The organism is Streptomyces sp. NPDC024632 (genome assembly GCF_055559175.1).
The window spans coordinates 509,639-535,795 of the sequence record NZ_JBVHLD010000003.1 but is presented as its reverse complement, the minus strand read 5'-3'; the positions used below and the strand labels follow the sequence as shown (position 1 = coordinate 535,795).

Annotated in this window: 28 protein-coding genes; 12 read left to right on the top strand and 16 right to left on the bottom strand. The window is 71.2% G+C overall.

The annotated features are described in order from the left end of the window. Window positions 1-235 precede the first annotated feature (235 nt). Window positions 236-907, top strand: coding sequence for a hypothetical protein (locus ACZ37P_RS09725; RefSeq protein WP_467345842.1), 672 nt, complete (start codon window positions 236-238; stop codon window positions 905-907). Between the two features lie 287 nt (window positions 908-1,194). On the opposite strand, the gene ACZ37P_RS09720 is transcribed toward ACZ37P_RS09725, so the two are convergent. Next, complete coding sequence (locus ACZ37P_RS09720; RefSeq protein ID WP_391162083.1) at window positions 1,195-2,403, bottom strand: M20 metallopeptidase family protein; 1,209 nt, start codon at window positions 2,401-2,403, stop codon at window positions 1,195-1,197. A gap of 205 nt (window positions 2,404-2,608) precedes the next feature. Between ACZ37P_RS09720 and ACZ37P_RS09715 the strand changes: the two genes are divergently transcribed. Continuing rightward, the gene (locus ACZ37P_RS09715) at window positions 2,609-4,354 is read left to right on the top strand and encodes a serine hydrolase domain-containing protein (RefSeq protein ID WP_467345840.1); all 1,746 of its coding nucleotides are present in this window, start codon (window positions 2,609-2,611) and stop codon (window positions 4,352-4,354) included. A gap of 89 nt (window positions 4,355-4,443) precedes the next feature. Beyond that, on the top strand, window positions 4,444-5,337 hold the full coding sequence (locus ACZ37P_RS09710) for a MurR/RpiR family transcriptional regulator (protein WP_355345666.1): 894 nt from the start codon (window positions 4,444-4,446) through the stop codon (window positions 5,335-5,337). A 21-nt stretch (window positions 5,338-5,358) separates the two neighbouring features. Here the strand turns inward: ACZ37P_RS09710 and ACZ37P_RS09705 are convergent, their stop codons facing one another. Then, window positions 5,359-6,048 carry a TetR/AcrR family transcriptional regulator gene (locus tag ACZ37P_RS09705; protein WP_467345838.1) on the bottom strand — a complete coding sequence of 230 codons (690 nt, stop codon included), beginning with the start codon at window positions 6,046-6,048 and terminating at the stop codon, window positions 5,359-5,361. A 190-nt stretch (window positions 6,049-6,238) separates the two neighbouring features. Between ACZ37P_RS09705 and ACZ37P_RS09700 the strand changes: the two genes are divergently transcribed. After that, window positions 6,239-7,675, top strand: coding sequence for an MFS transporter (locus tag ACZ37P_RS09700; protein ID WP_401310907.1), 1,437 nt, complete (start codon window positions 6,239-6,241; stop codon window positions 7,673-7,675). A gap of 105 nt (window positions 7,676-7,780) precedes the next feature. Here ACZ37P_RS09700 and ACZ37P_RS09695 read toward each other — a convergent pair whose 3' ends face one another. Next, the gene (locus ACZ37P_RS09695; RefSeq protein ID WP_355345675.1) at window positions 7,781-8,296 is read right to left on the bottom strand and encodes a hypothetical protein; all 516 of its coding nucleotides are present in this window, start codon (window positions 8,294-8,296) and stop codon (window positions 7,781-7,783) included. A 337-nt stretch (window positions 8,297-8,633) separates the two neighbouring features. Between ACZ37P_RS09695 and ACZ37P_RS09690 the strand changes: the two genes are divergently transcribed. Together ACZ37P_RS09690 and ACZ37P_RS09685 are read left to right on the top strand one after the other, a co-directional pair. Further along, entirely contained in the window at window positions 8,634-10,256 is a 1,623-nt protein-coding gene (locus ACZ37P_RS09690; RefSeq protein WP_467345836.1) for a hypothetical protein, read from the top strand. Window positions 10,257-10,513: 257 nt separating this feature from the next. Further along, on the top strand, window positions 10,514-12,511 hold the full coding sequence (locus ACZ37P_RS09685; protein WP_467345834.1) for a hypothetical protein: 1,998 nt from the start codon (window positions 10,514-10,516) through the stop codon (window positions 12,509-12,511). An 83-nt stretch (window positions 12,512-12,594) separates the two neighbouring features. Here ACZ37P_RS09685 and ACZ37P_RS09680 read toward each other — a convergent pair whose 3' ends face one another. Both ACZ37P_RS09680 and ACZ37P_RS09675 read right to left on the bottom strand, forming a co-directional pair. After that, window positions 12,595-13,068: a hypothetical protein gene (locus ACZ37P_RS09680; RefSeq protein WP_355345684.1), complete on the bottom strand. Its 474-nt coding sequence runs from the start codon at window positions 13,066-13,068 to the stop codon at window positions 12,595-12,597. Continuing rightward, window positions 13,065-13,550 carry an ATP-binding protein gene (locus ACZ37P_RS09675; protein WP_467345833.1) on the bottom strand — a complete coding sequence of 162 codons (486 nt, stop codon included), beginning with the start codon at window positions 13,548-13,550 and terminating at the stop codon, window positions 13,065-13,067. The genes ACZ37P_RS09680 and ACZ37P_RS09675 overlap by 4 nt, the downstream gene beginning before the upstream one ends. Window positions 13,551-13,872: 322 nt before the next feature. Here ACZ37P_RS09675 and ACZ37P_RS09670 point away from each other — a divergent pair, with 322 nt between their 5' ends. The 5 genes from ACZ37P_RS09670 to rpsN all read left to right on the top strand — a co-directional run bounded on the left by ACZ37P_RS09670 (window position 13,873) and on the right by rpsN (window position 16,665). Beyond that, a complete protein-coding gene (locus ACZ37P_RS09670) occupies window positions 13,873-14,754 on the top strand; it encodes a helix-turn-helix domain-containing protein (RefSeq protein WP_467345832.1) in 882 nt (293 codons plus the stop codon). A 1-nt stretch (window position 14,755) separates the two neighbouring features. Then, a complete protein-coding gene (locus tag ACZ37P_RS09665) occupies window positions 14,756-14,995 on the top strand; it encodes a DUF397 domain-containing protein (RefSeq protein WP_317452483.1) in 240 nt (79 codons plus the stop codon). A gap of 56 nt (window positions 14,996-15,051) precedes the next feature. Next, entirely contained in the window at window positions 15,052-15,867 is an 816-nt protein-coding gene (locus ACZ37P_RS09660) for an SAM-dependent methyltransferase (RefSeq protein ID WP_467345831.1), read from the top strand. Between the two features lie 256 nt (window positions 15,868-16,123). Continuing rightward, a complete protein-coding gene (gene rpmB, locus ACZ37P_RS09655) occupies window positions 16,124-16,360 on the top strand; it encodes a 50S ribosomal protein L28 (RefSeq protein ID WP_467345830.1) in 237 nt (78 codons plus the stop codon). Further along, window positions 16,360-16,665 carry a 30S ribosomal protein S14 gene (gene rpsN, locus ACZ37P_RS09650; protein WP_391045451.1) on the top strand — a complete coding sequence of 102 codons (306 nt, stop codon included), beginning with the start codon at window positions 16,360-16,362 and terminating at the stop codon, window positions 16,663-16,665. Before rpmB ends, rpsN begins: the two co-directional genes overlap by 1 nt. Window positions 16,666-16,688: 23 nt before the next feature. Here rpsN and ACZ37P_RS09645 read toward each other — a convergent pair whose 3' ends face one another. The 6 genes from ACZ37P_RS09645 to ACZ37P_RS09620 all read right to left on the bottom strand — a co-directional run bounded on the left by ACZ37P_RS09645 (window position 16,689) and on the right by ACZ37P_RS09620 (window position 21,438). Further along, window positions 16,689-17,129 carry an NUDIX domain-containing protein gene (locus tag ACZ37P_RS09645; protein WP_467345828.1) on the bottom strand — a complete coding sequence of 147 codons (441 nt, stop codon included), beginning with the start codon at window positions 17,127-17,129 and terminating at the stop codon, window positions 16,689-16,691. 156 nt (window positions 17,130-17,285) lie between these two features. After that, complete coding sequence (locus ACZ37P_RS09640) at window positions 17,286-18,287, bottom strand: ABC transporter substrate-binding protein (protein ID WP_467345826.1); 1,002 nt, start codon at window positions 18,285-18,287, stop codon at window positions 17,286-17,288. A gap of 118 nt (window positions 18,288-18,405) precedes the next feature. Next, entirely contained in the window at window positions 18,406-19,158 is a 753-nt protein-coding gene (locus ACZ37P_RS09635; RefSeq protein ID WP_391045645.1) for an amino acid ABC transporter ATP-binding protein, read from the bottom strand. 17 nt (window positions 19,159-19,175) lie between these two features. After that, window positions 19,176-20,219, bottom strand: coding sequence for an amino acid ABC transporter permease (locus ACZ37P_RS09630; RefSeq protein ID WP_355345709.1), 1,044 nt, complete (start codon window positions 20,217-20,219; stop codon window positions 19,176-19,178). A 224-nt stretch (window positions 20,220-20,443) separates the two neighbouring features. Further along, window positions 20,444-20,575: a putative leader peptide gene (locus tag ACZ37P_RS09625; protein ID WP_355345712.1), complete on the bottom strand. Its 132-nt coding sequence runs from the start codon at window positions 20,573-20,575 to the stop codon at window positions 20,444-20,446. A gap of 143 nt (window positions 20,576-20,718) precedes the next feature. Next, window positions 20,719-21,438: a TetR/AcrR family transcriptional regulator gene (locus ACZ37P_RS09620; protein WP_467345823.1), complete on the bottom strand. Its 720-nt coding sequence runs from the start codon at window positions 21,436-21,438 to the stop codon at window positions 20,719-20,721. 81 nt (window positions 21,439-21,519) lie between these two features. On the opposite strand from ACZ37P_RS09620, the gene ACZ37P_RS09615 reads away from it, so the two are divergent. Continuing rightward, window positions 21,520-21,972: an anthrone oxygenase family protein gene (locus ACZ37P_RS09615; protein ID WP_391045460.1), complete on the top strand. Its 453-nt coding sequence runs from the start codon at window positions 21,520-21,522 to the stop codon at window positions 21,970-21,972. Window positions 21,973-22,196: 224 nt separating this feature from the next. On the opposite strand, the gene ACZ37P_RS09610 is transcribed toward ACZ37P_RS09615, so the two are convergent. The 5 genes from ACZ37P_RS09610 to ACZ37P_RS09590 all read right to left on the bottom strand — a co-directional run bounded on the left by ACZ37P_RS09610 (window position 22,197) and on the right by ACZ37P_RS09590 (window position 26,142). Next, a complete protein-coding gene (locus ACZ37P_RS09610) occupies window positions 22,197-23,768 on the bottom strand; it encodes an oleate hydratase (protein ID WP_467345821.1) in 1,572 nt (523 codons plus the stop codon). Between the two features lie 122 nt (window positions 23,769-23,890). Continuing rightward, entirely contained in the window at window positions 23,891-24,571 is a 681-nt protein-coding gene (locus ACZ37P_RS09605) for a class F sortase (RefSeq protein WP_402712034.1), read from the bottom strand. Between the two features lie 262 nt (window positions 24,572-24,833). Further along, complete coding sequence (locus tag ACZ37P_RS09600) at window positions 24,834-25,274, bottom strand: hypothetical protein (RefSeq protein WP_188279498.1); 441 nt, start codon at window positions 25,272-25,274, stop codon at window positions 24,834-24,836. 338 nt (window positions 25,275-25,612) lie between these two features. Then, window positions 25,613-25,915: a helix-turn-helix domain-containing protein gene (locus ACZ37P_RS09595; protein WP_467345818.1), complete on the bottom strand. Its 303-nt coding sequence runs from the start codon at window positions 25,913-25,915 to the stop codon at window positions 25,613-25,615. Between the two features lie 80 nt (window positions 25,916-25,995). Continuing rightward, complete coding sequence (locus ACZ37P_RS09590) at window positions 25,996-26,142, bottom strand: hypothetical protein (RefSeq protein WP_467345816.1); 147 nt, start codon at window positions 26,140-26,142, stop codon at window positions 25,996-25,998. Window positions 26,143-26,157 lie beyond the last annotated feature (15 nt).

Here is a 26,157-nt window from a genome sequence, read left to right as displayed (position 1 = left end):
GGCCGACCTGGTGTTCGTGATGGAACGCGCCCACCGCAACCGGCTGTCCAGCCGCTACAAGGCCTGGTTGAACGGCAAGCGGGTGATCTGCCTGGATATCCCGGATGACTACGACTACATGGACCCGGTGCTGGGGGAGTTGCTGAAACGCAAGGTGACGCCGTTCCTGCGCTGATGGGCTGTTGTAGAGCCGAGCCCATGCTCGGCTGCTCTTTCCCACCAGAAGCAGCTGAGCATGGCGATGCCGGTCGTCCTGACCGGCACCCTTCGGGCCGTCGCCAGCGACGTTGGCAGCGGCTCCTGCCGCTGCCTTCGGCTCTACAATAAGCGGCACTTCTTCCAGGAACGCCCCATGACCGAACCCACGCTGCACGTCACTGTGAAGTTGAACGCCCGGCTGCAGCCGGAGCATCGCCACGAACTGTTCGAGGATCCGCTCGACGCGCTGCTGCAGGCGGCCCAGGTGGGCGAGCTGACTGGCGGCGGCACCGCGATGTCGGACCTGGGTGAGGTCGAGTACGGCGATATTGAAGTTGCCCTGGTGGACGCGGCCGGCGTGCCGAAGCTGATCGATCTGCTGGAACAGCTGGGCGCGCCGAAGGGTTCGCAGCTGCAGGGGGCTGGCGAGGCTGATCGCAGCTTCGGCGTGACCGAGGGCCTCGGCATCTACCTGGATGGCCTGAATCTGCCGGACGAAGTCTACGAACAGTGCGATTCCAACCACGTATTCGAACAACTGTCGGAGAACATCGACGGCCTGGGCGAGATCTGCAGCTGGTGGCAGGGCCCGACCGAAACCGCGCTGTACATGTATGGCGAATCGTTCGAGGCGATGCGTGATGCGATTGCCGAATTCGTGGCCAGCTATCCGCTGTGCCAGAACGCACGCGTGGTGCAGATCGCCTGAGGGCGGGCCTGATGTAGAGGGGGGAGGGCGCTCGGGTCCCCCCCCCCCCCCCCAAACCCGGCAGTGCCGCGGGGGCCGCTGACGTCACATCAGGTCAGGCTCAGCGCACGACGACGCGCAGCAGGCGTGAGCCGTGGTCGTCGGCGCCCTCACGGGCACGTCGTGCACTGTGAGCGTCGCGGCCGTCACCGGGACCGGGGTCGGCCCCGCGGCGGCGGCCACCGGCAGGACATCGTCGGCGTAGGGCCGATGAGGAGGCCCGCTCCCGCCGAGGGTGGGGCGGGCCTTCAGGCCACGTCGGCCGCGAGGCGGCTGAGCAGGAAACCGGCCATGCCGCGGACGCCGAACCCCAGCGCCCGCTCGTCGGCCGCGAAGTCCGGTGCGTGCGGAGCGCCGTTCATCCCGGCCTCCGGATTGGCGACGCCGAGGTAGAACATCGCGCCCGGCACACCGTTCAGGAAGAGCGCGAAGTCCTCGCCGTTGAAGGGGAAGGAGGCGTGCAGCACCTCCACCGCGTCCGGACCGAGCGCGCCGCGCAGGTACCGCGCCGCGGCCTCGCTCAGTTCCGGCGAGCAGACCATCGCGGGGAACGGCTCGTCCGCGAAGACGGCCGTGGCGCCCGGCAGCGGTTCCACCGCGGCGCGTACGGTGTCGCGGATCTCGGCGTAGCGGCTGTCGGGCCAGGCGCGCAGCGAGACGCGGACGAGCGGGCTGCCGTCGTCGAGCGCGGTCAACTCGGGCCAGGTGACGACGAATCGCGCCAGCGGCCCGTCGGGGTCGCGGAGGTCGGCCAGCAGGCGGTCGTACTCCTCGGGGTTGCGCGGGAGGCGGACGGTGGACAGGCCGTCCACCAGGTCGAGAATCCGGCGCGCGTCGGACGCGGCGTCCGGGCCGGTCAACTCGACCTGGAAATGGTCCTGTCCCGGCAGTCCGTGACCGGGCATGACCGCGAAGGTGCCGACCGGGAACGGCCCGCAGTGCAGCGCGTAGACCTCGCGCGGGGGTGTGTGTTCCAGGGCGCCGTCCTCGATCATGGCCCGCGCTCCGGCCAGCGTCTCCTCGGCAGGCTGGAAGAGGAAGACGATCCGGCCGTGCCAGCGCTCGCGCAGCCGGGCGAGTACCTGGGCGACGCCGACCCCGACGGCCGTGTGCAGGTCGTGGCCGCACAGGTGCGCGGTGCCGGGGACGAGGGAGGCGAAGTCGCTCTCGAACAGCTCGTCCAGCTCGTCGTCGTCCACCGCGTCCATGTCGGCGCGGTAGGCGAGGGTGGGTCCCGGTCCCGCGCCGTCGAGCACCGCGACCACGCCGTGGCCGCCGACGCCGGTGGTCACCGTGAGGCCCGCGGCCCGCAGCCGTTCGGCGACCAGCGCCGCCGTACGTTCCTCGGCGCCCGCGGGCTCGGGGTGGCGGTGGATGTCGCGGCGCAGCAGCACCAGGTCGTTGTCGAACTCTTGCGCGATATTGCCGATCTCCTGGCTGTCCAGTGCTGATGGCATGCGTGGGAGGGTACCGGACGGCGGCGCGGGGTTCGTCGCGCCCGACAGCCTTGACCGGTCCAATGGTTGACCCGCGCGTGCGGCGTGAGTAACTTACCGACGCCAGCTGCCATGCGGTAGGAATCCTTCCACTCCCCCGGCGTCCCTTCCCTGCCGCTCCCGACCACTGCTCCCGATCCAGCCGGCCTCTACAGACGAGGTTTCCATGCGGACCCCTGCACTGACGGCAGCCGCGGCGCTGCTCGCCTCCCTCTCCCTCGTACTCGCCGGGAGCGCCGACGCGGCCCCGGCCCCGCAGCACGGCGGGAGCGGCCAATTCGACCGGCCGTACTCCGGATTCGCCCCGGCGGACACCGTCCTGCACCGGGGCACCCCGCGGTCGGCCGGGCTGGACGCAGCGCCGATCGACGCCTTCGAGCGGCAGATGGCGGGCTGGGAGGACCCCGCCTCGGGTGCGAATCACCTCTTCCCCGGCGCGACCACGCTGATGGCCCACGACGGCGTGGTGGTGGAGCGCGACGCGGGCGGTTACGCGGTCGAATACGCCGACGCCACCCACGAGTTGCCGGCCGACCAGCGGGTCCCGGCGCGTACCGACACCATCTACGACCTGGCCTCGCTGTCGAAGCTGTTCACCTCGATCGTGGCCATGCAGCAGCTCGAAGCGGGCCGGATCGGCCTCGACACACCGGTGGCGCACTACCTGCCGGAGTTCGCCACCAACGGCAAGGGCGCCGTCACCGTCGAGCAACTGCTCACCCACACCTCGGGGTTCGACGCCGATCCGGTCCCCTCCCTGTGGCAGGGCTACCCGGATCTGCCGTCCCGCGAGAAGGCGATTCTCGACGCGAAGCCGATCAACGCGCCGGGGACGACGTATCTGTACTCGGATCTGAACATGCTGAGCCTGCAACTGGTGTTGCAGAAGGTGACGGGCAAGCCGCTCGACACGCTGGTGCGCGACGGCATCACGGGACCGCTGCGGCTGACCGACACCGGCTACAACCCGTCGGCCGCGAAGCTGCCGAGGATCGCGGCGACCGAGTACGAGACCAGTCCGGCGCGCGGCATGGTGCGCGGCCAGGTGCACGACGAGAACGCGTGGGCCATGGGCGGCGTCGCGGGCCACGCGGGCGTCTTCTCCACCGTGGACGATCTGGCCGTCCTGGCGCAGACGATCCTCAACGGCGGTACGTACAAGGGCCGTCGGATCCTCAGCCGGAACAGCGTCACGCTGATGGAGCAGAACTTCAACCAGGCGTTCCCCGGTGACTCGCACGGCCTGGGCTTCGAGCTGGACCAGATCTGGTACATGGGCGGCCTGTCGGGTCCGCGCACCCTCGGGCACACCGGTTTCACCGGCACCTCGCTGGTGATCGACCCGCAGTCGCGTTCGTTCGCCGTCCTGCTCAGCAACCGGGTGCACCCGACGCGGAACACGCCCTCGACCAATCCGCCGCGCCGGGCCATCGCCACCGCGCTCGCGCAGGCGATCGCGGTCCGGGCCCCCGGCGGCGGCCCGTTGTGGTACTCGGGGCAGGGCGGCGGCACCACCAGCACCCTCACCACGGGACCGATCACCGCGAAGGCACCGGTCGACATCGACTTCTCGGCGTTCGTCAACACCGAGTCCACCGATCTGCTCACCGTCGAGTCCTCCACGGACGGCGGCACGACCTGGCAGCCGCTGCCGCTGCGGGTGACCGGCAAGGGCGCGCCGTCCGGCACCCCGACCTCGCTGTCGGGGCAGGACGTCCGCGCCTGGTGGCGGGTGCGCGCCGAGCTTCCGCGGGGCGGGGCCGGTGCGCTGATCCGCTGGACGTACGCCACCGACCCGGTCTACGAGGGCCGCGGCGTCGACCTCGCGGGGCTGTCGGTCACCTCGGGCCACCACGACCTGCTGCGGGCCGCGGGACTGACCCCGGCCGGCGCCTGGCGGACCGTGCACTGATCCGTCCACGGGCCGCGGAGCGCTCACCCGCGCCGGGGCTCGCCCGAGGCCACGTTGACCCCGACGATCACGGTGGATACGTTTCCCCCGTGTCAGCCGGTTCCGACAACGAATCCCCCGAGGCGAGTCCCTTGGCGCGCGTCCGGTCGCTGCTGCCGGACCTCGCTCCGGCCGAGCGGCGCGTGGCGGCGGCCGTGCTGGCCAATCCGGCGCTCGCCGCGCGCAGCAGCATCACCGAACTGGCCGAGGCGGCGACGACGAGCGAGACCACGGTCATCCGCTTCTGCCGTTCCGTGGGCCTGCGCGGCTACCCGGAGTTGCGGATCGCGCTGGCCGCGGACGCCGCGCGCGCCGAGACCCGCGACGACCGGCACCTCGGCAGCGACATCACGCCGACCGACGACCTGTCGGAAGTCGTCGGCAAGGTCGCCTTCGCCGACGCGCGCGCCGTCGAGGAGACCGCGCGGCAGCTCGACGTCGACACGCTTCGCCGCGTCGTGGCGGCGGTCGCGGCGGCGGGCCGCGTCGACATCTACGGCGTCGGCGCCAACGCCCTGGTCGCCGCCGACCTCCAGCAGAAGCTGCACCGGATCGGGCGGGTGAGCTTCGCGTGGAGCGACACCCACATCATGCTCACCTCGGCGGCGGTGCTCAGCCCCGGTGACGTGGCCATCGGCCTCTCCCACACCGGGGCGACCGCCGACACCGTCGAGGCGCTGCGGGTGGCGCGCGAGCACGGCGCGACGACCGTCGCCCTGACCAGCTTCCCGCGCTCGCCGATCCACGCGGTGAGCGATCACCTCCTGACGACCGTGGCCCCCGAGACCACCTTCCGCTCGGGCGCGACCGCCAGCCGTATCGCCCAGCTCACCGTGATCGACTGCCTGTTCATCGGCGTCGCCCAGCACCATCTGGACAGCGCCCGCAAGGCGCTCAAGGAGACGTACGACGCGGTCGGCGACCACCGGCTGCCGGAGCCGTGACCGGGCGGGTGAGAACGCCTGCTACGCCGACGGCCGGGGCGTGTGGATGATGCCGTTGAGCAGGACGTCGAATCCCCAGGTCAGACGGCCGGTGCCGGTGCCGCTCAGCAGGTCCATGCCGAGGGCGGCGATATGGGGGTAGGTGGCGGGCGTGGCGGAGAGGATCGCGTTCGCGAGGTCGCTCTCCTCCTGCTCCGCGCCGTCGGCCACGCTGCGGGTGCCCTGTTCGGTGGCGGTGGAGGTCGCGAAGTGCAGCAGCAGGTCCACCGCCCACGCGGTCCGCTCCGCGGGGACGCCTTCGGCCAGCAGCGCGAGCAGGCCGTCGACCAGCCGTAGGTAACCGGGGCCCGCGGGCCTGGTCACCAGCGCGGACTGGGCGAGCCCCGGGTACTCCATCAGGGCCCTGCCGTACGACCACAGGAGCGTGAACAGCCGCTCGCGCCAGTCCCCTGGCGCGGTCACCGGGCCGAGGTCGAGTCCGGCGAGCAGGTCGTCGAGCATGTACGCGCGCAGCTCGGCGGTGTTGCTCACGTAGACGTAGAGCGAGGCCGGGCCGGTGTCCAGCTCCTGGGCGAGGCGGCGCATCGTGACGCGGTCGAGCCCTTCGGCGCGCATGATCTCCAGCGCCGTGCCGACGATCCCCTCGCGGGAGAGCGCGGGTTTGGCGGGCCGGTCGCGGCGGCTGATGGGGGCGGCTTTCCCAGGCGTCATCGCCTCAGCATAACGAACACGTTCGCCCGGCCATGGCGTGATCACGCCGCCCGGAACGAACATGTTCGCTCTGAACACGTTCGCGACGAACATGTTCGTGTACGGTGGTGGATGTGGTCGGACAGACCGGTCCGATCACGCAATGTCACAGCGGACGTCACCCGACGTCACCCCGGAAGGAGGTCCCGCCATGACCACCGCGACCACGACTTCGACCGCGCCCCGTCCCGCGGGCACCAGCACATCGGCCCGGCTGATGTGGGCGATCCTGGGGCTGGTGCTGCTCGCCGACGCCCTGGACATGATCGACTCGACCGTCACCAACATCGCCGCGCCCACCATCAGCGCCGAGCTGCACGGCGGCCAGGGCCTGATCAAGTGGCTGGGCTCCTCCTACATGCTGGCCATGGGCGTCCTGCTCGTCATCGGCGGGCGGCTCGGCGACAAATTCGGCCAGCGCCGGATGTTCCTGATCGGCATGGGCGGCTTCACCGTCGCCTCCGCCGTGGCCGGGCTCTCCCCCGATCCCGGACTGCTGATCGCCGCCCGTGTGGTGCAGGGGGCCTTCGGCGCCCTGATGATCCCGCAGGGCATGGCGATCATGACCAAGACCTTCTCGCGCGACATGCTCGGCAAGGCGTTCGCGTTCTTCGGGCCGCTGCTCGGCCTGGCCTCGGTCGGCGGTCCGATCCTGGCCGGATTCATCATCGACGCCGACCTCTTCGGCCTGTCCTGGCGGCCGATCTTCCTGATCAACCTCGTCCTCGGCGCGGTCGGCCTGGTCCTGGCGGTCCGGCTGCTCCCGCACGACGACGGGGACCGTGCGGTCGTCGTGGACGGGATCGGCTCGGGTCTGCTCGCCGTCACCATGTTCGGCCTGCTCTTCGGCCTGGTCGAGGGCTCGACCAACGGCTGGACGGCCACTCCCGTCCTCTCCCTCGTCGTGGGTGTGGCGGCCTTCGCGGCATTCGCCCGCCGCCAGAGCACGGCGGCCGACCCGCTGCTGAAGGCGTCGTTGCTGCGCAACCGCGGCTTCAGCTCGGGACTGGTCGTCGGGCTCGTGGTCTTCGCGACCACCAGCGGGCTGATCTACGTACTGTCCCTGTTCATCCAGGAGGGCCTGCACGCCTCACCGCGCACCGCGTCGCTCGCCCTGCTGCCGATGACGCTCGGCATCATCGTGGCCGCGGGCGCGTGCATGGCGCTGATCAAGAAGCTCGGCCGCACGCTGATCTTCGTCGGCATCGCGATCCTGCTGGCGGGCGGCGGCTGGCTGCTCGCGCTGGTCGCCCACTCGGGCACCGGCGTGGGCCTGTGGACGCTGGCCGCGCCGATCTTCGTCACCGGGCTCGGCATGGGCGCCTGCTACGGCACGATCTTCGACATCGCGCTCGGCGACATCAGCCCCGACGAGGCGGGCAGCGCCAGCGGCTCGCTCTCGGCGATCCAGCAGCTCGCCGCCGGTATCGGTTCGGCCGCGGTGACCTCGGTCTTCTTCCAGACCGCGGGCGGCGGCCTCGGCCACGCCATGAAGATCAGCCTCGCCGTCGTCCTGGGGCTCAGCCTGCTGTGCCTGCCCGCGGTCGCGCTGATGCCCAAGCGCGCGCCGGAGGAGACCGGCCACTAGCGGGTCAGGCCGCCGCGAGGACCCCGCTCCCTTGGGAGCGGGGTCCCGCCGTGCGTGCCGCGTACCGGGTCGCGCCGGGCGAATCCCGTGCGACGAGGTGAACCGCTACCAGGTGAACGCGGTGGACTGGGCGCTGGTGGCGATGCAGTAGACGGTGGTCACCGAGGGCGACGTGGTGACGATCTTGACCGACCAGTTGGTGGCGCTCGGCGTGCCGGACAGCACCCAGGAGTCGGTCTTGTCACCGGCGGCGAGCGTGCCGGTGGACTGCGGGAGCGGGCCGAGGGTGACGGCGCCGGTCATCGCGGGGTTCACGGTGCCGGAGAAGTCGACCTCGGTCGAGCCGTTCTTCTTGACCTTGATGGTCGTGGTGATGCTGTTCGGCGGCACCGTGGTGCCGGCCGGGACCGTGATCGTGGAGGAGCTCAGTTTCAGTTTCTTGACGCCGCCGGAGTCGGTGGCGGTCAGCGTGGCCGTCCCGCTGCCCCAGGTGCCGCAGTTGTAGCTGGCGGTGGCGGTGGCCGGGGTGACGGCGACCGCGTGCGGGGCGAGGGTCAGACCGGCGAACAGTGCGCCGCCGCTGAGGACGGCGATCGTCCCCATACGCTTGGATCTGGACATGGCAAAGCACTCCAATCAAGCAGGGTGAGGGTGCGCCGGGGGACGACCTCGCACAGGCACCCTTGACATCCCGTTGTCGAGTGACTACCCGCTGTCCGGCCCGGCGCGCTGGTCGGGAGTGAAGCCCCATGACCTTGAAGAGTCAAGCGCCACGGGACGACGTGACCCGCGGCTTGACCCGCGGCCGGCGTCGCCCGGTGCGAACGGCGGCCCCACACCGCGAGGTTACCGGCGGGTTCGCATTGACTTCTGCGTCCCGCGCTGTCGCAATGCCCTGGAACCAGCACCTGACGCACCGTCATATACACGTATGCGTCCCGGAGTCAGGAGGCACGCGTTGCATCATGCAGGGCAGTTCTCTCTACGGCGCCTCGCGCGGGCGGCGGTGCCGGCTCTGGCCCTGGCCGCGGCCTGCACGCTGGCCGCCCCCGCGGCGCACGCGGACACGGTCACCCCGACCGTGCACTGCGTGCTGCCCGCCGGACAGGGTGAGAACACCGGGCCGCAGTCCGTCTCGGTGACCCTCACCCCGGCCACGGTCGCGCCGGGCGGCAAGGTGCACGCCGAGGTCACCCTCGGACCCTCGCCCGCGACCAGCCCGCTCGCACTGTCCGCCGTACCGACCACGCCGAGCATCTACTTCACCATGTCGGGCGGGGCGACCGGGACGGTCTCGGTGACCGGCCCGACCGTTCCCGTGGACATCCCGGCGGCGCCCGCGCCGATCGTCATCCCGCCCTACGGAGGGGACTTCTTCGTCCCCTCGGACGCGTCGGGACCGGTGACGTTCACGCCGTTGAAGATGAACACGCAGACGGTGGTGCTCGGCAGCACCTTCCAGACGCCCTGTGACATCGTCTCGGGCAGCGGCGGCATCGGCACGGTCACCGTGCAGGGCGGCGGCGGTGGGGCCACCACGCTCACCGCCCCGGCCTCGGCCGTACGTCCCAGCACCTCGGTCGCGCTGAGCGGCAGCGGATTCACCGCGGGGGGCACCCCCGTGGTCTCGCTGTGCGACGCGCAGGGACTGGGCTGCGACCCGTCCCGCTTCACCTCCGACACCCTCGCGATCGACTCGTCCGGCGCCCTCTCGGGAAGCGCGACACTGGCCGCGTCGTCCGTGATCGCCGACGGCTCCTACCAGGTCCAGGTCAGTGACGGCGCCAAGCACGCCACCGCCGACCTCACCGTCAAGGCGTTCGTGCCCACGGGCGCCCGCAGCGTCACGCTCTCGCCCGACCACGGCCCGCTCGGCACCGTGGTGACCGTCAGCGGCCGCAACTTCCACCAGGACGAGTACATCAACGTCTGGGGGGTGGACGCCGACGGCAACCAGACCGCCGACGACGCCGTGTACCCGGTCAGCACACCCGACGGCACCTTCACCGCCGAGTTCACCGTCAACGACCCCGCCACCACCGCGATCCACACCGACGAGAGCGGTGCGGACGGCTCCGACGTGAACGCGAAGTTCACCGTGGGCGACAGCGGCGGCGCGACGGCCACCCAGAAGATCAGCGCCACCGTCACCGCGGGCAATCTCCAGATGACCCAGTCCGGGGACACCATCGACTTCGGCACCATCCCCCTGACCGGACGGTCCCAGACCGCCACCAGCGCGCTCAACACCGTCACCGTCGTGGACTCCCGCGGCGTCGACCTCGGCTGGTCCCTGACCGGCACGCTCACCGACCTGACCTCGGGTCAGAACACCATCCCCGCCTCGGCCGTCCGTTGGACACCCGACTGCGTCCGAAGCTCGCAGAGCGTCGGCACGCCCGCACCGGGCACGCCGGGCCCGCTGGGCAGCACCGCGGCGACGCTGTGCCAACTCACCGCGGCCGGCGGCGAGAAGGTCGTCGGCGGCACCGTGAAGGTCAACGCCGACATGGACCTGCGGCTCCCCGCGGTGACGGCGCCCGGCGACTACAGCGCGATCCTCACACTCACCCTCACCTGAGCGCCACGTCCCCGTTCCGCACCAACCGACTCCGACGTCCCTCCTCCTGATCCGTTCCTCCCCCGGGCCCATCTCCCGGGCCCATCTCCCGGGGGCGGAACGGCCCGGACCCGACCCCCGCTCCTTCTCCCCCGGGGCTCATCCCCCGCGGACTCATTCCCCGGGACCCCACCCCGCGGACCTTCTCCCTCTTCCCGGACCCCTCCCGTGCCCAGGCTCAGGGAGGGGTCTGCCATGCCCGAAAGGCGGCGCAGCAGATGTTCCCACCCTTCCACCGCAGGCCCGGACGGGGCTGGCGGGCAAGAATCGCCACGGGCGCCGTCGCGGTGCTCGCCCTCGTCGGCGCGGGTCTGACCTCCGCGACGACGGCCCAGGCCGCGACCATCAACCCGACCGTGCACTGCACGCTCCCGGCGGGTCAGGGCGACGCCACCGGGCCGCAGTCGATGACGGTGACCCTCACCCCGGCCGTCGTCACCCCCGGCGGCAAGGTGCACGTCACCGTCACCCTCGGCGCCAGCCCCGCCATCCCCGGCACCTCGCTGTCCAATGTGCCCACCACGCCCTCCATGGACCTGGCGATGTCCGGCGGCGCCACCGGCACCGTGACGGTCACCGGCCCCACGGTGAACATGAACTACCCCTCGGGGCAGCCCGTCGTCGTTCCCCCGTACGAGGGTGACATCTATCTGCCCGCCAACGCCTCGGGAGCCATCACCTTCACGCCGACCCGTACCCTCACCAGCACCGTGGTCCTCGGGGGTACGTACCAGACGCCCTGCGTGATCACCGCGGGCGGCGGACCGGTCGGCACGGTCACCGCGCAGGGAGCGGGCAGCGGCGCGTCGCTGTCCGGGCCCACCGGAGTGGTCCGGCCGCACACCGCGATCGACCTCGCGGGCGGCGGCTGGACGGCCGGCGGCACTCCGACGGTGTCGCTGTGCGACGCCAACGGCGCGGGCTGCAACCCGGCCGACTTCACGTCCGACACCCTCTCCATCGACAGTTCGGGCATCCTCACCGGCACCGCGACGCTCGCCGACGCCAACACCGTGGCCGACGGCTCGTATCAGATCCAGGTCGACGACGGCACGACCCACGCGAACGCGCCACTGACGGTCAAGGCGTTCGCGCCCACCGGTCCGAGAACGATGACGCTGTCCCAGAACAACGGCGTGGTCGGCACGGTGATCACCGTCGTGGGTCACAACTTCCGCCAGGACCAGTGGATCAACATTTGGGGACTCGACGCCGCCGGGAACGCCCTCGACGACGCGGTCTACGTACAGAGCCTGCCCGACGGCACGTTCAGCACCGACTTCACCATCGACAGCGCCGACCTGGTGGCCGTCTACGCCGACGAGAGCGGCACGGCCGGGACCAGCGTCACCGTACCGTTCACCGTCACCACCACCGCCGTGACGCTCAGCGCCACCACCCCGACCGTCCTTCCCGGCCACGCGGCGACGCTCACCGGATCGGGCTGGCCCGCGGGCACCACCCCGACCGCCGCGCTCTGCGCCGCGGACGGCACCGCGTGCTCGACCGCGTCCGTCTCGTCGAGCAGCCTGAGCATCGCCTCCGACGGAAAGCTCTCCGGCTCGGTCACCGTGGCGAAATCCGTCGCCAAGGGCTCCTACCAGGTGCAGGTCACCGCGGGCTCGATCCACGTCCTCGCGCCGCTGTCCGTCGCCACGACGTTCATCACGCTCAGCCCCGCCTCCGGTCCCGCGCACACCAAGGTCACGGTCGTCGGCCAGGGCTGGGCGCCGGTCGCCACGGTGGAGATCGACGGGCTGAAGGCGGACGGTTCCCGTACCTCCGACAGCTACGCCACCAAGATCATCGGCCTGGACGGCACCTGGTCGCAGACCTTCACGGTCAACGACCCGGCCACGGTGGCGCTCTACGCGCACGAGTGGCTGATCAACGGGCACACCGCGACCGCCGCCTTCGCCGTCAACGGCAGCACGGCCCCGCCCGCTCCCGCCTACTCGCTCAGTCCGGCCGCGGGACCGGTCGGCACCTCCGTACTTGTCAGCGGGCGGAACTTCGCCCCCGTCGCCACGGTCGTCGTCTCCGGGCGCCGCGCCAACGGCGCCCAGAGCTCCGACTCCTCGGTGCTGCGCGTCATCGGTCTCGACGGTACCTTCGCGCTCGACTTCACCGTGCGCGACCCGAAGACCGTCGGCATCATGGCCGCCGAAGTGCTGGTGAACGGCAAGACCGTCCAACTCCCCTTCACGGTCCGCTGAGTTGTCACCCACGGCCTGCCCGGACCGCCCGCGCGGCGGCTCCGGGCAGGCCCCGTGCCGTTCCGGGCCGCCAGTCGGGGCCGCTACTCGACGGTCATGGCGGGCTGCACCCCGGCGATGCAGCAGGCCGCGAAGTACAGCAGGATCGGGTGCGTGTACGGCACGGCCTGGTCCGGCGGGTGGATGACGTCGTGGCCGCCGGACACGTCGGGCAGCGTCTCGTACGCGGGCACCAGCACGGCCGCGTCGACCAGGTAGCGGGTGGAGGACGGCCACTCCACGTCGATGTCGGAGCCGGTCGGCACGATCCACGACCACTGCCGTCCGTTGGTGAGGACGCAGCCGGAGCTGGGCAGGCAGCCGAGGATCCGCATGCCGTGCTCCGCGGACGTCTCGACCACGTCGCAGGCCAGTCCCGGCGGGAAGTCGGCGGTGGTCGGGACATGGATCCGTTCCCTGGCGGCCGGAGGCCCGTCCACGCGGGGGGCGAGCCAGTCGAGGCGGGTGCCCCGGGGCGGCAGGGCGGAGCGACGGCCGGCCGGGGGGACACGCTTCATCGGGGGTCCTCCGAGTACGTGGCCGACGCGTCGTCGGCCGGGGCGGCGGGCACGGTGAAGGTGGCCCAGGCCGTCCAACCGGCTCCGGGCGAGGGGACGTTGATTCCCCAGGTCGTACTCAGGGCCTCCACGACGACCAGCCCGCGGCCCCCCTCGTCCGGCGGCCGGGCGTCGTGCCGCGACGCGCTGCGCCCCTCGGAGCCGACCTCGACGTAGACCTCGGGGCCGCCGCCGCGCAGATGGCAGGTCACGCTGTCGCTGAGGCTGTGCACGATCGCGTTGGTGACCAGCTCGGAGACGACCAGCACGATGTCGTCGCGGACGCCCTCGGGCAGGCCCCAGCGGTCGAGTTCCGCGCGGGCCTCGTGGCGGGCGGCGCTCACGGAGGTCCGGTGGGCGGCGAGACGGAAGACGGCGTACGCATCGCCGCTCGGGCGCGATGACGTGATCGGTGGGGTTCGGAGACCCGTTAATGCTGCCATGGCCGTCACCTCTCGTGGGGGCCGCGTATGTGGGGTCGCGGTTGCGCGCTCGGCGGCATCACTGCCGGGCTCGACCATCGGCGTCACTGCCTGTGTCGGTGCTTCCGCGATGACGACGGCTGAGGACGACCGGGCGCGTGGCGGTTCCTGACAACGTAGTCATCATGGTGATCGGCTACGCCGTCGACTCCAACTATGGTGCTGCTACCCTCAACTCGCAAGCCACAAAGTGCAATTCGCAGAATGAGCCAGGGCGGCGGGAGACTGCGGGGCAACATGGCACACTGCGGCGAGCACTGAACATTCGCACGGGGAGGTAGCAATGGCGGCCACCGACAATGGGTGGGGCGGCGGCCCTCCTACGGTGCTGCGGATGATACTGGGACGCCAGTTGGAGGAGCTCAGATCCCGCGCCGGCGTCTCATTCGAGCAGGCCGGCGAGGTCATCGGGGTGAGCCATTCGACGATCCGCCGGATGGAACAGGCCAAGGTGGCACGGCTGCGGCTGTCCGACGTCGAGAAGCTGCTGCGCACCTACGGCATCACGGAAACGGCCGAAATCGAGACCTTCCTCGAACTCGCCCGCGAGGCCAACAAGCACGGCTGGTGGCACACCTACCGCGACGTGATGCCCGACTGGTTCGGCGCCTATCTCAGCCTGGAGCAGGCGGCGGTCCACATCCGCGCGTACGAGGCGCAGTTCATCCCCGGCCTGCTCCAGACCGAGGAGTACGCGCACGCGCTGCTCACCGCGGGCGACCCGCAGGCGTCGGCCGAGGACATCGACCGCAGGGTCGCCCTGCGGCTGACCCGGCAGCAGATCCTGACCCGTGCCCAACCCCCGCTGCTGTGGGCGGTGATGGACGAGACGGTGCTGCACTGGCCGGTCGGCGGACCGAAGGTGATGCGCGCTCAGATCGACCATCTGCTGGAGATCGGCGAACTGCCGCACGTACGCCTTCAGATGATGCCCTTCACCAACGGGCCGCACCCGGCGACCCGCGCGGGGGCCTTCCAGCTCTTCCGGTTCGAGGCCGCGGAACTGCCCGATGTCGTCTATCTCGGCGGCCTGATCGGGTCGACCTACCTCGACAAGCAGGACGAGGTCGCCGCGTACCGCGAGGCCATGGACCGGCTCGCCGCCCAGGCGGCGCAGGAGAAGAAGACCAAGGCACTGCTGGGTGCCCTACGCAAGGAGCTCTGACGTGGATCACATTCGCAACGGCATGAGTGCCGCCGACCTCGGGCCCCACGGCTGGCACAAGCCGTGGAGCGACGATGCCGGCGGAGCGTGCGTCGAGGCGATGAAGCTGCCCGACGGCCGGGTGGCGCTGCGCCAGTCCACCGATCCGGGCGGCCCCGCACTGATCTACAACCGCCGGGAGATCGAGAGTTTCATCCGGGGCACCAAGGCGGGCGACGCCGACTTCCTGCTCCAGCAGTGACGCCAGGCCGCGCGAGCGGCACCACCGCACATCGACAAGGAAATCCGGAGGACCGCGTGCCCGAGAACGGCTGGCCGGCCGACCGTATCGACACCAAGAACCCGCACCCGGCACGGGTGTACGACTACATCCTCGGCGGCAAGGACTACTACCCTCCCGACCGCGAGGCGGGCGACGCCATGGTGGAGGTGTGGCCGTCGATCGTGCCGCACATGCTGGAGAACCGGAAGTTCATGCACCGCGCCACGCGCTACCTGGCGCAGGAGGCGGGCATCCGGCAGTTCGTCGACATCGGCACCGGCATACCGACCCGGCCGAACGTGCACGAGGTCGCGCAGTCCATCGCCCCCGAGTCGCGGGTGGTGTACGTGGACAACGACCCGATCGTGCTCACGCTCTCGGCGGGCCTGTCCTCCAGCACCCCCGAGGGGCGGACCGAGTACATCGAGGCGGACATGCGGGAACCCGCCGCGATCCTCGGCTCGCCGCAGTTCCGCGAGACCATCGACCTCGGCAAGCCGGTGGGCCTGACGTTCATCGCGATCGTCCACCTGATCATGGACGAGGACGACCCGCTCGGCATCGTCCACCGCCTGCTGGACCCGCTGCCGTCCGGCAGCTACCTCGCGATGTCGATCGGCACGGACGACTTCGCGCCGGAGGAGGTCGGGCGCGTGAACGCCGAGTACACCGCGCGCGGCATGCCGATGCGGCTGCGGAATCTCAGCGAGGCGCAGGCGTACTTCGAGGGCCTGGAGCTGGTGGAGCCGGGCATCACGCAGGTGCACCGCTGGCGGCCGGACGACTCCGTCGACCCCGCGGTGCGGGACGAGCAGATCGCGATGTACGGAGCGGTCGCCCGTAAGCCCTGATCACCTCCCGTTCCCCTGTGGCCTGGTCTCCGGTGACGCCGGAGGCCGGGCCGCGACGCGTTTCAGGGGGGGCGCTGCCGCGTCCCGGACAGGGGGCAGTGCGGCAGTCCGGGAGTGCGGCAGTCCGGTAGCCGGTAGCCCGGCGTAATGACATTCGTTTCCATTAAGGTACGGTAGGGCCGGTCGCCGGGGCATCGGCGGCGGTCGTCCGGGCCGTCGCGGGCCCTCGCGAGTCCGCAACCGCCCTGGAGGCACCATGTCCGCCCACTGCCGGCTCACCGGGCGCAAGCCCGGTTTCGGCAACGCCATCTCCCACTCCCATCGGCGCACACCACGCCGCTTCGACCCCAATATCCAGCGCAAGCGCTACTGGCTGGCCTCCAAGGGCCGCTTCGTCCGGCTGACGCTCAGCGCGAAGGGCATCAAGACCGTCGACCGGATCGGCGTCGAGGCGGCCGTCGCCCGGCTGCGCGCCCGCGGGGAGAAGGTCTGATGGCCAAGAAGAGCAAGATCGCGAAGAACGAGCAGCGTCAGGCGGTGGTCGCCCGATACGCGGCACGCCGGGCCGAGTTGAAGCGGATCATCGCCTCCCCCGCCACCACGCCCGGCGAACGAGCCTCCGCACAGGCCGAGTTGGGCCGACAGCCGCGCGACGCCAGCGCCACCCGGGTCCGCAACCGGGACGCGGTGGACGGCCGCCCGCGCGGCTACTTCCGCGCCTTCGGCATCTCACGGGTCCGGCTGCGCGAGCAGGCGCACGCGGGGTTCCTGCCGGGCGTGCGCAAATCGAGCTGGTAGCTGTCCCTCCCTCGCGCCTCAGCTCAACTTCGGTGTGTCCAGGCGTAGATGGCGCGCTTGTAGGAGCTGGGCATGTTCAGCTCGGGGATGCTGTCGAGCGGGAAGAGCGCGGATTCCTTGTGCTCCTCTGCCGTCGGCGGCGGCGGCTGGTCGGGCGGCAGCAGCGAGCAGCCGTACGTGACGACCAGGACGCGACGGCCGGGCGCGGCCCCGTGGATCCACACCCCGTCGTCGATGAGGCCGTCGGCCTCGACCAGCCAGCCGGTCCGCTCCAGCACCTGGCGTTCGACGGCGGATTCGGGGCTGTCGTCGGGCCGTCGTCCGGTCTGCTCGGCGCCCGACTCCAGGTGCCCGCCGGGGAGTTCCCACTCCTCGCGGTCGTTCCTCGACAGCAGGACACGGCCACGCGCGTCGAGCACCACGGCCTTGACGGACACCGGCCACACAGGCGGCTGATACGGCATGGAAATCCTCATGGGGCGAAGGGACTTCGCGGGACCGTAGCACGCGGAGGTCAGCCGGTGTGATCGTCGTGCGGGGCCGCGCGGCCCGGACCCCGTGCCGCTCGGGCACGGGGTCCGGGCGCCGCCGGAGGCGGGCGCGGTCGAGGGCGGCGGGTCTCAGAAAGTGGCCGCCGGGTTGACCTCGGACTTGGTGATGCCCGTGCCGGGCACGTCCCACTTCGCGAAGATCTTCGCGTAGGTGCCGTCGGCGATCAGCTTGTTCACGGCGTCGCTGAGCGCCTTGCCGATCGGTGAGCCCTTCGCCGTCACGAATCCGACCGGCGTGGTGCTGATCTGGCCGAGGTACTTCGTGTGGGGCACATGCGTGGCGTCGTACTTCAGTGCCAGCGTCGGGCCGAAGTAGATGTCCACCTTGCCGTTCGCCAGCCCCAGGAAGATGGGGGCGGAGTCGGTGAAGTACTGCACCTTGTACGGCTTCTTCCCGGCGCCCGAGCACTTCGAGGCGCCGTCGGTGAGGATCTGCTGGAAGGTGGAGCCGGGGCTGGTCGCCACGGTCAGCCCGCAGAGGTCGGTGAGCTGGGTGACCGAGTCGACGGGCACGTCCTCGGCGCCGAGGAAGGACTGGCCGTCGTTGAGGTAGGTCGCGAAGTCCACGACCTCCACGCGGGCCTTGGTGACACCGAAGTTGTCCTGGCCGACGTCGTACCGGCCGTTCTGCACACCGGGGATGACGGTCGGGAAGGTGCCGTACTGCACCTTCCACGTGATGCCGAGGACCTTGCCGACGGCGTTGCGCAGGTCGACGTCGAGGCCGATGGGCGTGCCGTCCTCGCTCTCGCCGCCGTGCGGGAGGCCGGTGACGCCCGGCGCGCGGGTGGTGCCCAGGGTGAGCGTGCCGCTGCTCTTCGCCGCGGCGGGCAGCTCCGCCGTCAGCGCGGGGTCGGCCGCGATGCCCGAGACGACGTCCTCGATCGGGATGGCGGTCGATCCGGCCGACGCGGACGACGACGAGGTGGCGCCGGCTGCCCGGGACTTCGGCGTGCCCGAGTCGTCGGACGAGTCACCGCAGGCGGTCAGCAGGGCGAGGCCGATGACGGCGGTGAGCGTGGCGGCGGCCGGCCGCGGGAGACGGCGGGCGGGGCGTCTTTCGGTGGTCACGGGGGTGCCTTTCGCAGCGGGGTCGAGACGAGTGCGGGCAGGTGTGTGCGCGGCCTGGCGTGAACCGCGCGACGGCGAGCGTCAATGGGAGGAGTGCGGGGGCGATGCGGGACCGGCGCTACAGGACGGCCGCGAGGAAGGACCGCGCCCTGGGGTGGCGGGGGTCGGCGAGGACGTCGGCGGGCGGCCCCGACTCGATGATCCGGCCGCCGTCGAGGAAGGCGACGGTGTCGGCGACCTCGCGGGCGAAGCCGATTTCGTGGGTGACGACGATCATCGTCATCCCGCTCACCGCGAGGTCCTTCATCACGGCGAGGACGTCGCCGACGAGTTCGGGGTCGAGGGCGCTGGTGGGCTCGTCGAAGAGCAGCAGTCTCGGCTCCATCGCGAGCGCGCGGGCGATGGCGACGCGTTGCTGCTGACCGCCGGACATCTGCCGGGGGTAGGAGTACTCGCGTCCGCCGAGCCCCACCTGTTCCAGCAGGGCGCGCGCCCGGACCGCCGCCTGTTTGCGCGGCACGCCGCGCACCGCGACCGGCGCCTCGGTGATGTTCTCCAGCACCGTCATGTGCGGAAAGAGGTTGAACTGCTGGAAGACCATGCCGACATGGGCGCGCTGCCGGGTGATCGAGCGGGCGCGCAGTTCGTGCAGTCGGCCGCGGCCCGGCCGGTAGCCGACGATGTCGCCGCCGACCTCGACGAAGCCCGCGTCGGGCCGCTCCAGGTGGTTGACGCAGCGCAGCAGCGTGGATTTCCCGGAGCCGGAGGGGCCGAGCAGGACGGTCACCTCGCCCTCGTGGACATCCATGTCGACGCTGTCGAGGACGAGTTGCGTGCCGAAGCTCTTGCGCAGGCCGCGGATCCTGACCAGCGGGCGTCCGTCGTCGGTCATGACAGACCCGCCAGGTCGGTCCTGGTCCGGCCGAACACCGGGATGTTGGCGCGGGTGACCTCCCAGAAGCCGCGCTTGGGACCACCGCCGCCGCCGCGACCGCTGCCGCGCGCGTAGTACCGCTCGACGTAGAACTGGCCGATCGACAGCAGCGTGGTGAGGATGACGTACCAGACGGTGGCCACCAGCAGCAGCGGCATGATGAGGAAGTTCTGGTTGTAGATCAACTGGGCCGAATACAGCAGGTCCTGGACGGCGATGACGCTCACGATGGAGGTCGCCTTGAGCATGCCGATCAGCAGGTTGCCGGAGGCGGGGATGATCGCGGGCATGGCCTGCGGGAGCACGATCTTGCGGAAGATCCGGCCGTTGCCGAGGCCGAGCGCCTGCGCGGCCTCGCTCTGTCCCGGGTCGACGGACAGGATGCCGCCCCTGACGATCTCGGAGGAGAAGGCGGCCACGTCGAGGGTGAGGCCGACGTAGGCGGCGAGGATGCCGCTGAACAGGTGGGCGGTCTTGACGGTGACGAATTCGTGGCCGAAGGGGATGCCGAGCGATATCCGCGGGTACAGCGAGGCGAGTTCGTACCAGAAGAGGAGTTGCACCAGCGGCGGCACGGAGCGCAGCAGCCAGACGTAGCCGAAGCTCAGGGCGCGCAGGACGGGGTTGCGGGACAGGCGCATCGCGGCGATGCCGATGCCGAGGAGGTAGCCGCTGGCCATGACGGCGCCCGTGAGCCACAGCGTGAGTTCCAGGCCGTGCAGGATCGATCCGCGCAGGAAGTAGTCGCCGACGGTGCCCCATTGGAACCGCTTGTTGGTCAGCAGGGTGTGCACCAGCATGGCGAACAGCACCAACAGGACCAGCGCGGAGACCCATTGGCCCGGCCTGCGCAGTGGTACGAGCCTGGCGGCGAGCAGTTCGTCGTCCGTGGGGCGGCGGTCGAGGGCGCGCGGCGCGCGGGTCTTCCCCGGTTCGGCCGGTGGTGGGGGGTCTTCGGGCACAGCGCGTAGGCGCTGGAAGGTGTCCTGGTGCTCCATGGTCGGTGCTTCCCGTCTGGATGTGCGGTCGCGGCAGCGCGCGTACGGCGTCAACGGCCCCGTGCTGCGGGCGGGTTGACGTCGGGAAACGGCGGCGGGGAGGGCGAGCGCGCGGGGGTGTGCGGGGGTGTGCGGGCGCGCGTCGGCGAACGGCTACGCGCCGCCGTGCGGGAAGCGGGGTCGACGTCCCGACGGGACGTGCGGACCTGCGGGCTCCTGGACGGTCAGCGGGCCGGGAGGGTTTCCGGACACAGGGCGCTGCTCACGCGCAGCAGGTCGACGTGGCGCCTGGCCACGTGGAGTTGGAAGGACCCGCCGGGGCGGGGTGTGCCGCCGCTGTCGTGTGCGCCGCGCATGCCCGTCCCCTCTCTCGCGTCGATCCTGCCGGAAAACAGCAATCACGGTAACCGGCCCGTGCCGTGGGGACAATGCCCGCGCGAGTGACGGAGATCGCACGCGGGACACGCATGAAGCGCCGTCCCGTACGGCCGACCCGGCGTTATCCGGCGTCCGGCGCCCCGAACGTCCGCAGTCCGGCGTCGATGAGGTTCGCGGCACGGTGCACGTCGACGGTGACCGCGTCCCGCACCTGGCCGGGCGTGCGGGTCCCGTCGAGGTGGCGGCCGAGGCTGCGGAACTGCACGGGCCACAGCCCGAGCAGTGCGGTGGCCGTGATCTGCGGCTCCGGGTCGCCGGGCTCCGCGCCGGTCCTGCGGGCGAGCAGTCCTGCGGTGACGGCGACGAGTTCGTCGCGGATCTCCCGTTGCTGGGCGCGCAGCGAGGGGGTCGAGTGGATGAGCGCGCCGAATCGACGGAAGTCCGCGGCGGCGCCGGCCCGGTCGACCTGGGCGGCGAGCCAGGAGGTGACGCTCGCCAACTCGTCGGCCAGGACCCGCAGCGCCGCCGCGACCGGTGAGAAGTCGGGCGCGGGGTCGGAGAGCGCCACTTCCAGGGAGGCCGCGGTCGCCTGCGGCAGGTCCAGGATCAGCGATTCCTTGGTCGGGAAGTAGTTGAAGACCGTCTTCTCCGACACCCCGCACGCCTCGGCGATTTCGGCGACCCGTACGGCGTCGAAGCCGCGCTCCACGAACATCCGCGTCGCCGCGTCGGAGAGCTGCTGCCGCATCAGGCGCTTCTTGCGCTCGCGCAGCCCCTCACCCTCGGGCTCCCCCGCGGCGGGCGCGCGCAGCACCGTCCAGTTCACCGTGCCCCTGCTCATGTGCACAGCATAGTGCGGGAGCATAATTTATTCTGCTACTGTAAATTTACAGTGACGGTAACCACGGGGAGGCGCATCACCATGAAGACCTGGCAGCTGGTCAACATCCTTCTGTCGGCCGCGGTCTCGGGGATGTTCTGGGGTCCCTGGCTCGCCCTCACCCGGTCCATGCCGCGCTTCGAGCCGGACTTCATGCTGCCGCTCGTGCGGAGGCTGAGCCGGAACATGGCCCAGGTGATGACCGTGCTCATGCCCGCGGCGCTGCTGTCCGCGGTTCCCGTCCTGGTGCTGTCCTACGACGGGCACCGCCGTACGTTCTTCCTCACATTGGCGGCACTCGCGCTGTTCGTCGTCGCCCTGGTGGTGACGGCAGCCGTCGAGGTCCCGATCGTCACGCGCATCGGGACCTGGACGGTCGACACCCTTCCCGACGACTGGCAGGGGCTCCGGGACCGCTGGGGCCGCTTCCACCTCGTACGCATAGGCGCGTCGGTGACCGGGGTCGCTCTCCTACTGGTCGCCGCGGTCTACTGAGCGCTCGTTCTCGGTACGGCACGCCGATTCTGGCCGAGCGCCGCCGGTCGAGTGTCGAGGTCTTCGCCCGGCTCATCGACCGGCTGCCCCCCGACGAGGCGGCGGCGCTGGCCGCCGCCGTCCCCGCGCTCGAACACCTCCGCGCCCTGGACGACGCGCAGCGCGAGCCCGGCCCCGCCTAACCGGCGTCAGCGGCGTCAGCGGCGTCAGCGGCGTCAGCGGCGTCAGCGGCGGTGGAGCGTCTGCACCGCCTCGATCAGCACCTTCGGGTCGTGGCCGCCCTTGTGGACCGGCGGGGGCTGCCGCTCGAGACCGAGCAGTCCCGCCACGGCGGTCCACGCGGTGCGCACCGAGTACTCCACGGTGAAGACGACGTCGTCGGGCACTTCCGCGTACTGCCCGATGAAGGCCAGGTTGGTGGAGCCCTCGGGGACCACCTGGGGGCGGTCGCCCGCGGAGCGGACCAGGAACTGGCTGGTGATGTACGGCATCATCGCCGGGATCACGATCGAGTCGTCCAGAATGCGCGGGCGCTCGGCGAACCGCAGGTGCTGAAGGACCTCGTCCAGGATTTCGCGGCCGGTGCACCGCGCCATCGGCTTGCCGACGAAGTCGCCCTCCCGGTCGGGGAAGAGCGCGTAACCCCACCAGACGTACGTGTCCTCGGGCTGCTCACGGAAGTGCGGCTGGTGGTTGAGGACGATGGTCAGCAGCCACGTGGAGTCCTTGAACGTGATCAGGCCGCCCTTGCCCGCCTCGCTGCCGCTGAACTCCTCCATCAGCTCGAAGAAGAGCGGGTCCTTGGTCGTGACCGTGAACGACTCCCAGGTGGAGTCCTTGACGGAGGAGTCGAACACCTTCGGGTCGCCGAGCCCGCGGCGCTTGGCGGCCAGCGTCTCCCACAGCGCCCAGGACCCGGCGGTGCTCGTGGTGTCCAGGGCGGGCACGGTGTCGGTGCCGCCGAGGGTGGAGTTCGCGGTCATCGAACCGTTGGTGACCATCACCAAATCGTCGGGGCCGACCGCCGTCTCCTCGGTCGCGCCGCCGCGCACCCAGGTGATGGCCTCCACGGTGAGCTCGTCGCCCGGCGCGAGCCGCAGATCGGTGACGCGGGTGCCCAACTGCACGACGACGCCCTGGTCGGCGAGCCACTTCATCAACGGACGCACGATCGAGTCGAACTGGTTGAACCGCGTGCGGTAGATCCCCGACATGCTGTCGAAGGTCTTGAACAGGTGCACGAAGCGGTTCAGATAGCGGCGGAACTCGATCGCGCTGTGCCAGGGCTCGAAGGCGAAGGTGGTGCACCACATCGCCCAGAAGTTGGTGTGGAAGAAGTCCTCGTGGAAGCAGTCCGCGATGCGCTTGCCGTCCAGCAGCTTCTCCGGGGTCGCCACGCACGCCACCAACTCCAGCCGGTCGCGCTCGGAGAAGGTCATCGAGTGCGCGTCGATCACCTTCCCTTCCGCGTCCACCAGCCGGGCGTGGTCGTTCCAGGCGAAGTCCTCGTGGAAGGCGAAGGTGTCCTCGGTGACGGACTTGGTGGGGTCGTCGAGGGAGGGGACGGAGGACAGCAGGTCGTAGGTGCAGTCGAAGTGCACCTCGAACATCCGGCCGCCGCGCATGGTGTAGCCGCTCTCGGGCGTGCCCGCCGCGTCCAGGCTGCCGCCCTCGCGGTCCTGCTCCTCCAGGATCACGATGTCGGAGCCCGTGAATCCGCCCTCGCGGATCAGGAACGCCGCCGCCGAGAGCGACGCGATTCCGCTTCCCACCAGATATGCCTTGGCCACAGCCACTCCTCGATCGGTGTCGTTCGGTACGTCGGAACGTTCGGTGCGTCGGTGTCGTGCGGTACGTCGCGCAGGTACGTCGGTGTCGGCCGGTACGTCGGAGCAGGTACGCCGGGCACGTCACGGCCTCAGAGGCGGGCCCCGGTCAGGTGGGCGTAGACGACGACATTGCCCAGGTACTGCTGCCGCTTCTTGTCGAATCCGCCGCCGCAGGTGATCAGGCGCAGCTCCGGCCGGGAGGCGGGGCCGTAGACCTTGTTGTTCGGGAAGTCCTTGGCCGCGTACACCTCGATGGCGTCGATCGTGAACAGGGCGGTACGGCCGTCCTGGCGGTCCACCTCGACGGCGGCGCCCTTCTTGAGCGCGCCGAGGTTGTAGAAGACGGCGGAGCCCTGCCGGGTGTCGACGTGACCGGCGAGGATCGCGGTGCCGACGGCTCCGGGCGCCGTGCCGCCCCGGTACCAGCCCGCCAGATTCCGCTCGTCGTCCGGCGGCGCGTCGAGGTGGCCGTCCTGTCGCAGGTCGAGGCCGGTCACCGGGGCGTCGAGGCGGATGGAGGGAATCCGGACCTCGGTCGGCACCGAGGGCGGCAGCACCGTGATCGCCGGGACGCCGGGCCGCGTCGGCGCGGGGCTCGGCGTGTCGTCCTGCGCCGCGAACGCCTGGGCGGCGCCCGGCTGCGGCGGGGGCGTCTGCGACTGGGCGCCGTTGCTGATCAGGGTGATCCCGACGGACACCGCGACCGTCGTCAGCACGGTCAGCGCGATACGGCGGAGCAGGCCGCTGCCTGCGGGGGCGTTGTGGTCCACGGGGTCTGCCTGTCTGACGTCACGTAGGGGGAGGCGGCTCGGGCTGCCGAAAGACGCGGCCTGCCGGGGGACGCGGCCAATCGGATGACGCGGCGAGCAGGCGCCGGGGCGCGGCCCCGCACCGCGCGGTACGACCACGGGGTACGGGGCACGGGTGCGACCGCGGCGGCCCGGTGAGGTCGTGACGGCCGGTGACCAGAACCGCGTCAGGGCTGCGTCAGGGCTGCGCGCCCCGCGTCGGCGACCTCGCGTCGGACCTTCGTCAGACCTGGCCACCGGCGCGGCGGCGGCGCAGTACGAGGGTGCCCGCGCCGACGACACCGAGCAGACCGGCGCCGAGCGCGATCTCGGTGGTGTTGCCGCCCTCGCTCGTGCTGCCGATGCCGGTGTGCACGGTGCCGGACGGGACCTTGGCGTCCGGGCAGACGCGCGAGGCGTCGGAGGCCGTGACGTTGACCTGGTTCTCCAGCGCGGAGAGGTTGTCCTGCTCGGCGGTGCCGGGGTGGCCGCCCGCCGCGACCTGCTTCTTGTAGTCCGCCAGCGCGGCGTCGTAGTCGGCCTGCGCCTTGTCGGCGGCGGCCACCGCCTTGGTGCACTCGGCCGTGGTCTGCGGCAGCGCGGCGGCGGCGTGAGCGGCCGGAGCGGCCAGCGCGATGCTCGCACCGAGAACGGCGGTGCCCAGAAGCGTGTTGATCGAACGCATGAGTGATCCTCCAGCGAGTCCGGACGCGGATGCCGGTGCACCGCAACGGGGGAAATCCGTGCTCGCGCTTCCGAGGCAACCCGGCGGCCGGGCACCGCGCCTGCTGACAACCCGTCACTTCTGGCGGCATCCGGCAGCGTGTCGCGCTCGACATGCGGCAATTCCACAGGTCAGCGTGGTATCGCGGCTCCGCCCGACGCTCCGTCACTCGGATCGCCGAATGGGTGAGTCCGCGCGGGCACGCTTCGGGCCTCGTATCCAGGCGGCATCCGCCCCCGTACCCGACCCCGTACCCGGCCGTGAGCCCGGCCTCCGCTCCCGGCGCATGCGACCGCCGGTCAGATCCAGCCGCGCCGGGTCGCGACCACCCCGGCCTGGAAGCGGTTGGTGACCCCGAGACGTTCGTCCAGGCCGCTCATCCGGCGGCGCATCGTACGGATGGACCAGCCGAGCTGACGGGCGATGGCCTCGTCCTTCAGGCCGCCGACCAGCAGCGACAGCATCAGCCGGTCCTCCCCGGCCGGCGGGTCCTCGGCCGGGGCGTTCAGCGGGACGGCCCGCTGCCAGCACAGCTGCCAGTAGTCGGCTGCCAGCGGCTGGACTCCGTCGGCGGCTGGACCACCACCGACGGCGGCGGGCACTGGAAGGGGCTGCGCAAGGAGGACGTCTACCGCGCCGTCGTGGCCGATCCGAACCGGCGCGGCCGGATCCGGCGCGGCGACTACGGCGGCGTCTTCTGCTCCGACGACCTCGGCGTCACGCTCACCAAGGCGGCGGGCGTCGAGGCGCGGAAGGCGTCGCGCAGGGCCGCGAGGCGGTCCCGCGGCAGCCCGGCGGGGGCGAAGAGGGCGTGGCCAAGGTCCAGCACGTCGCTCAGCGCGTG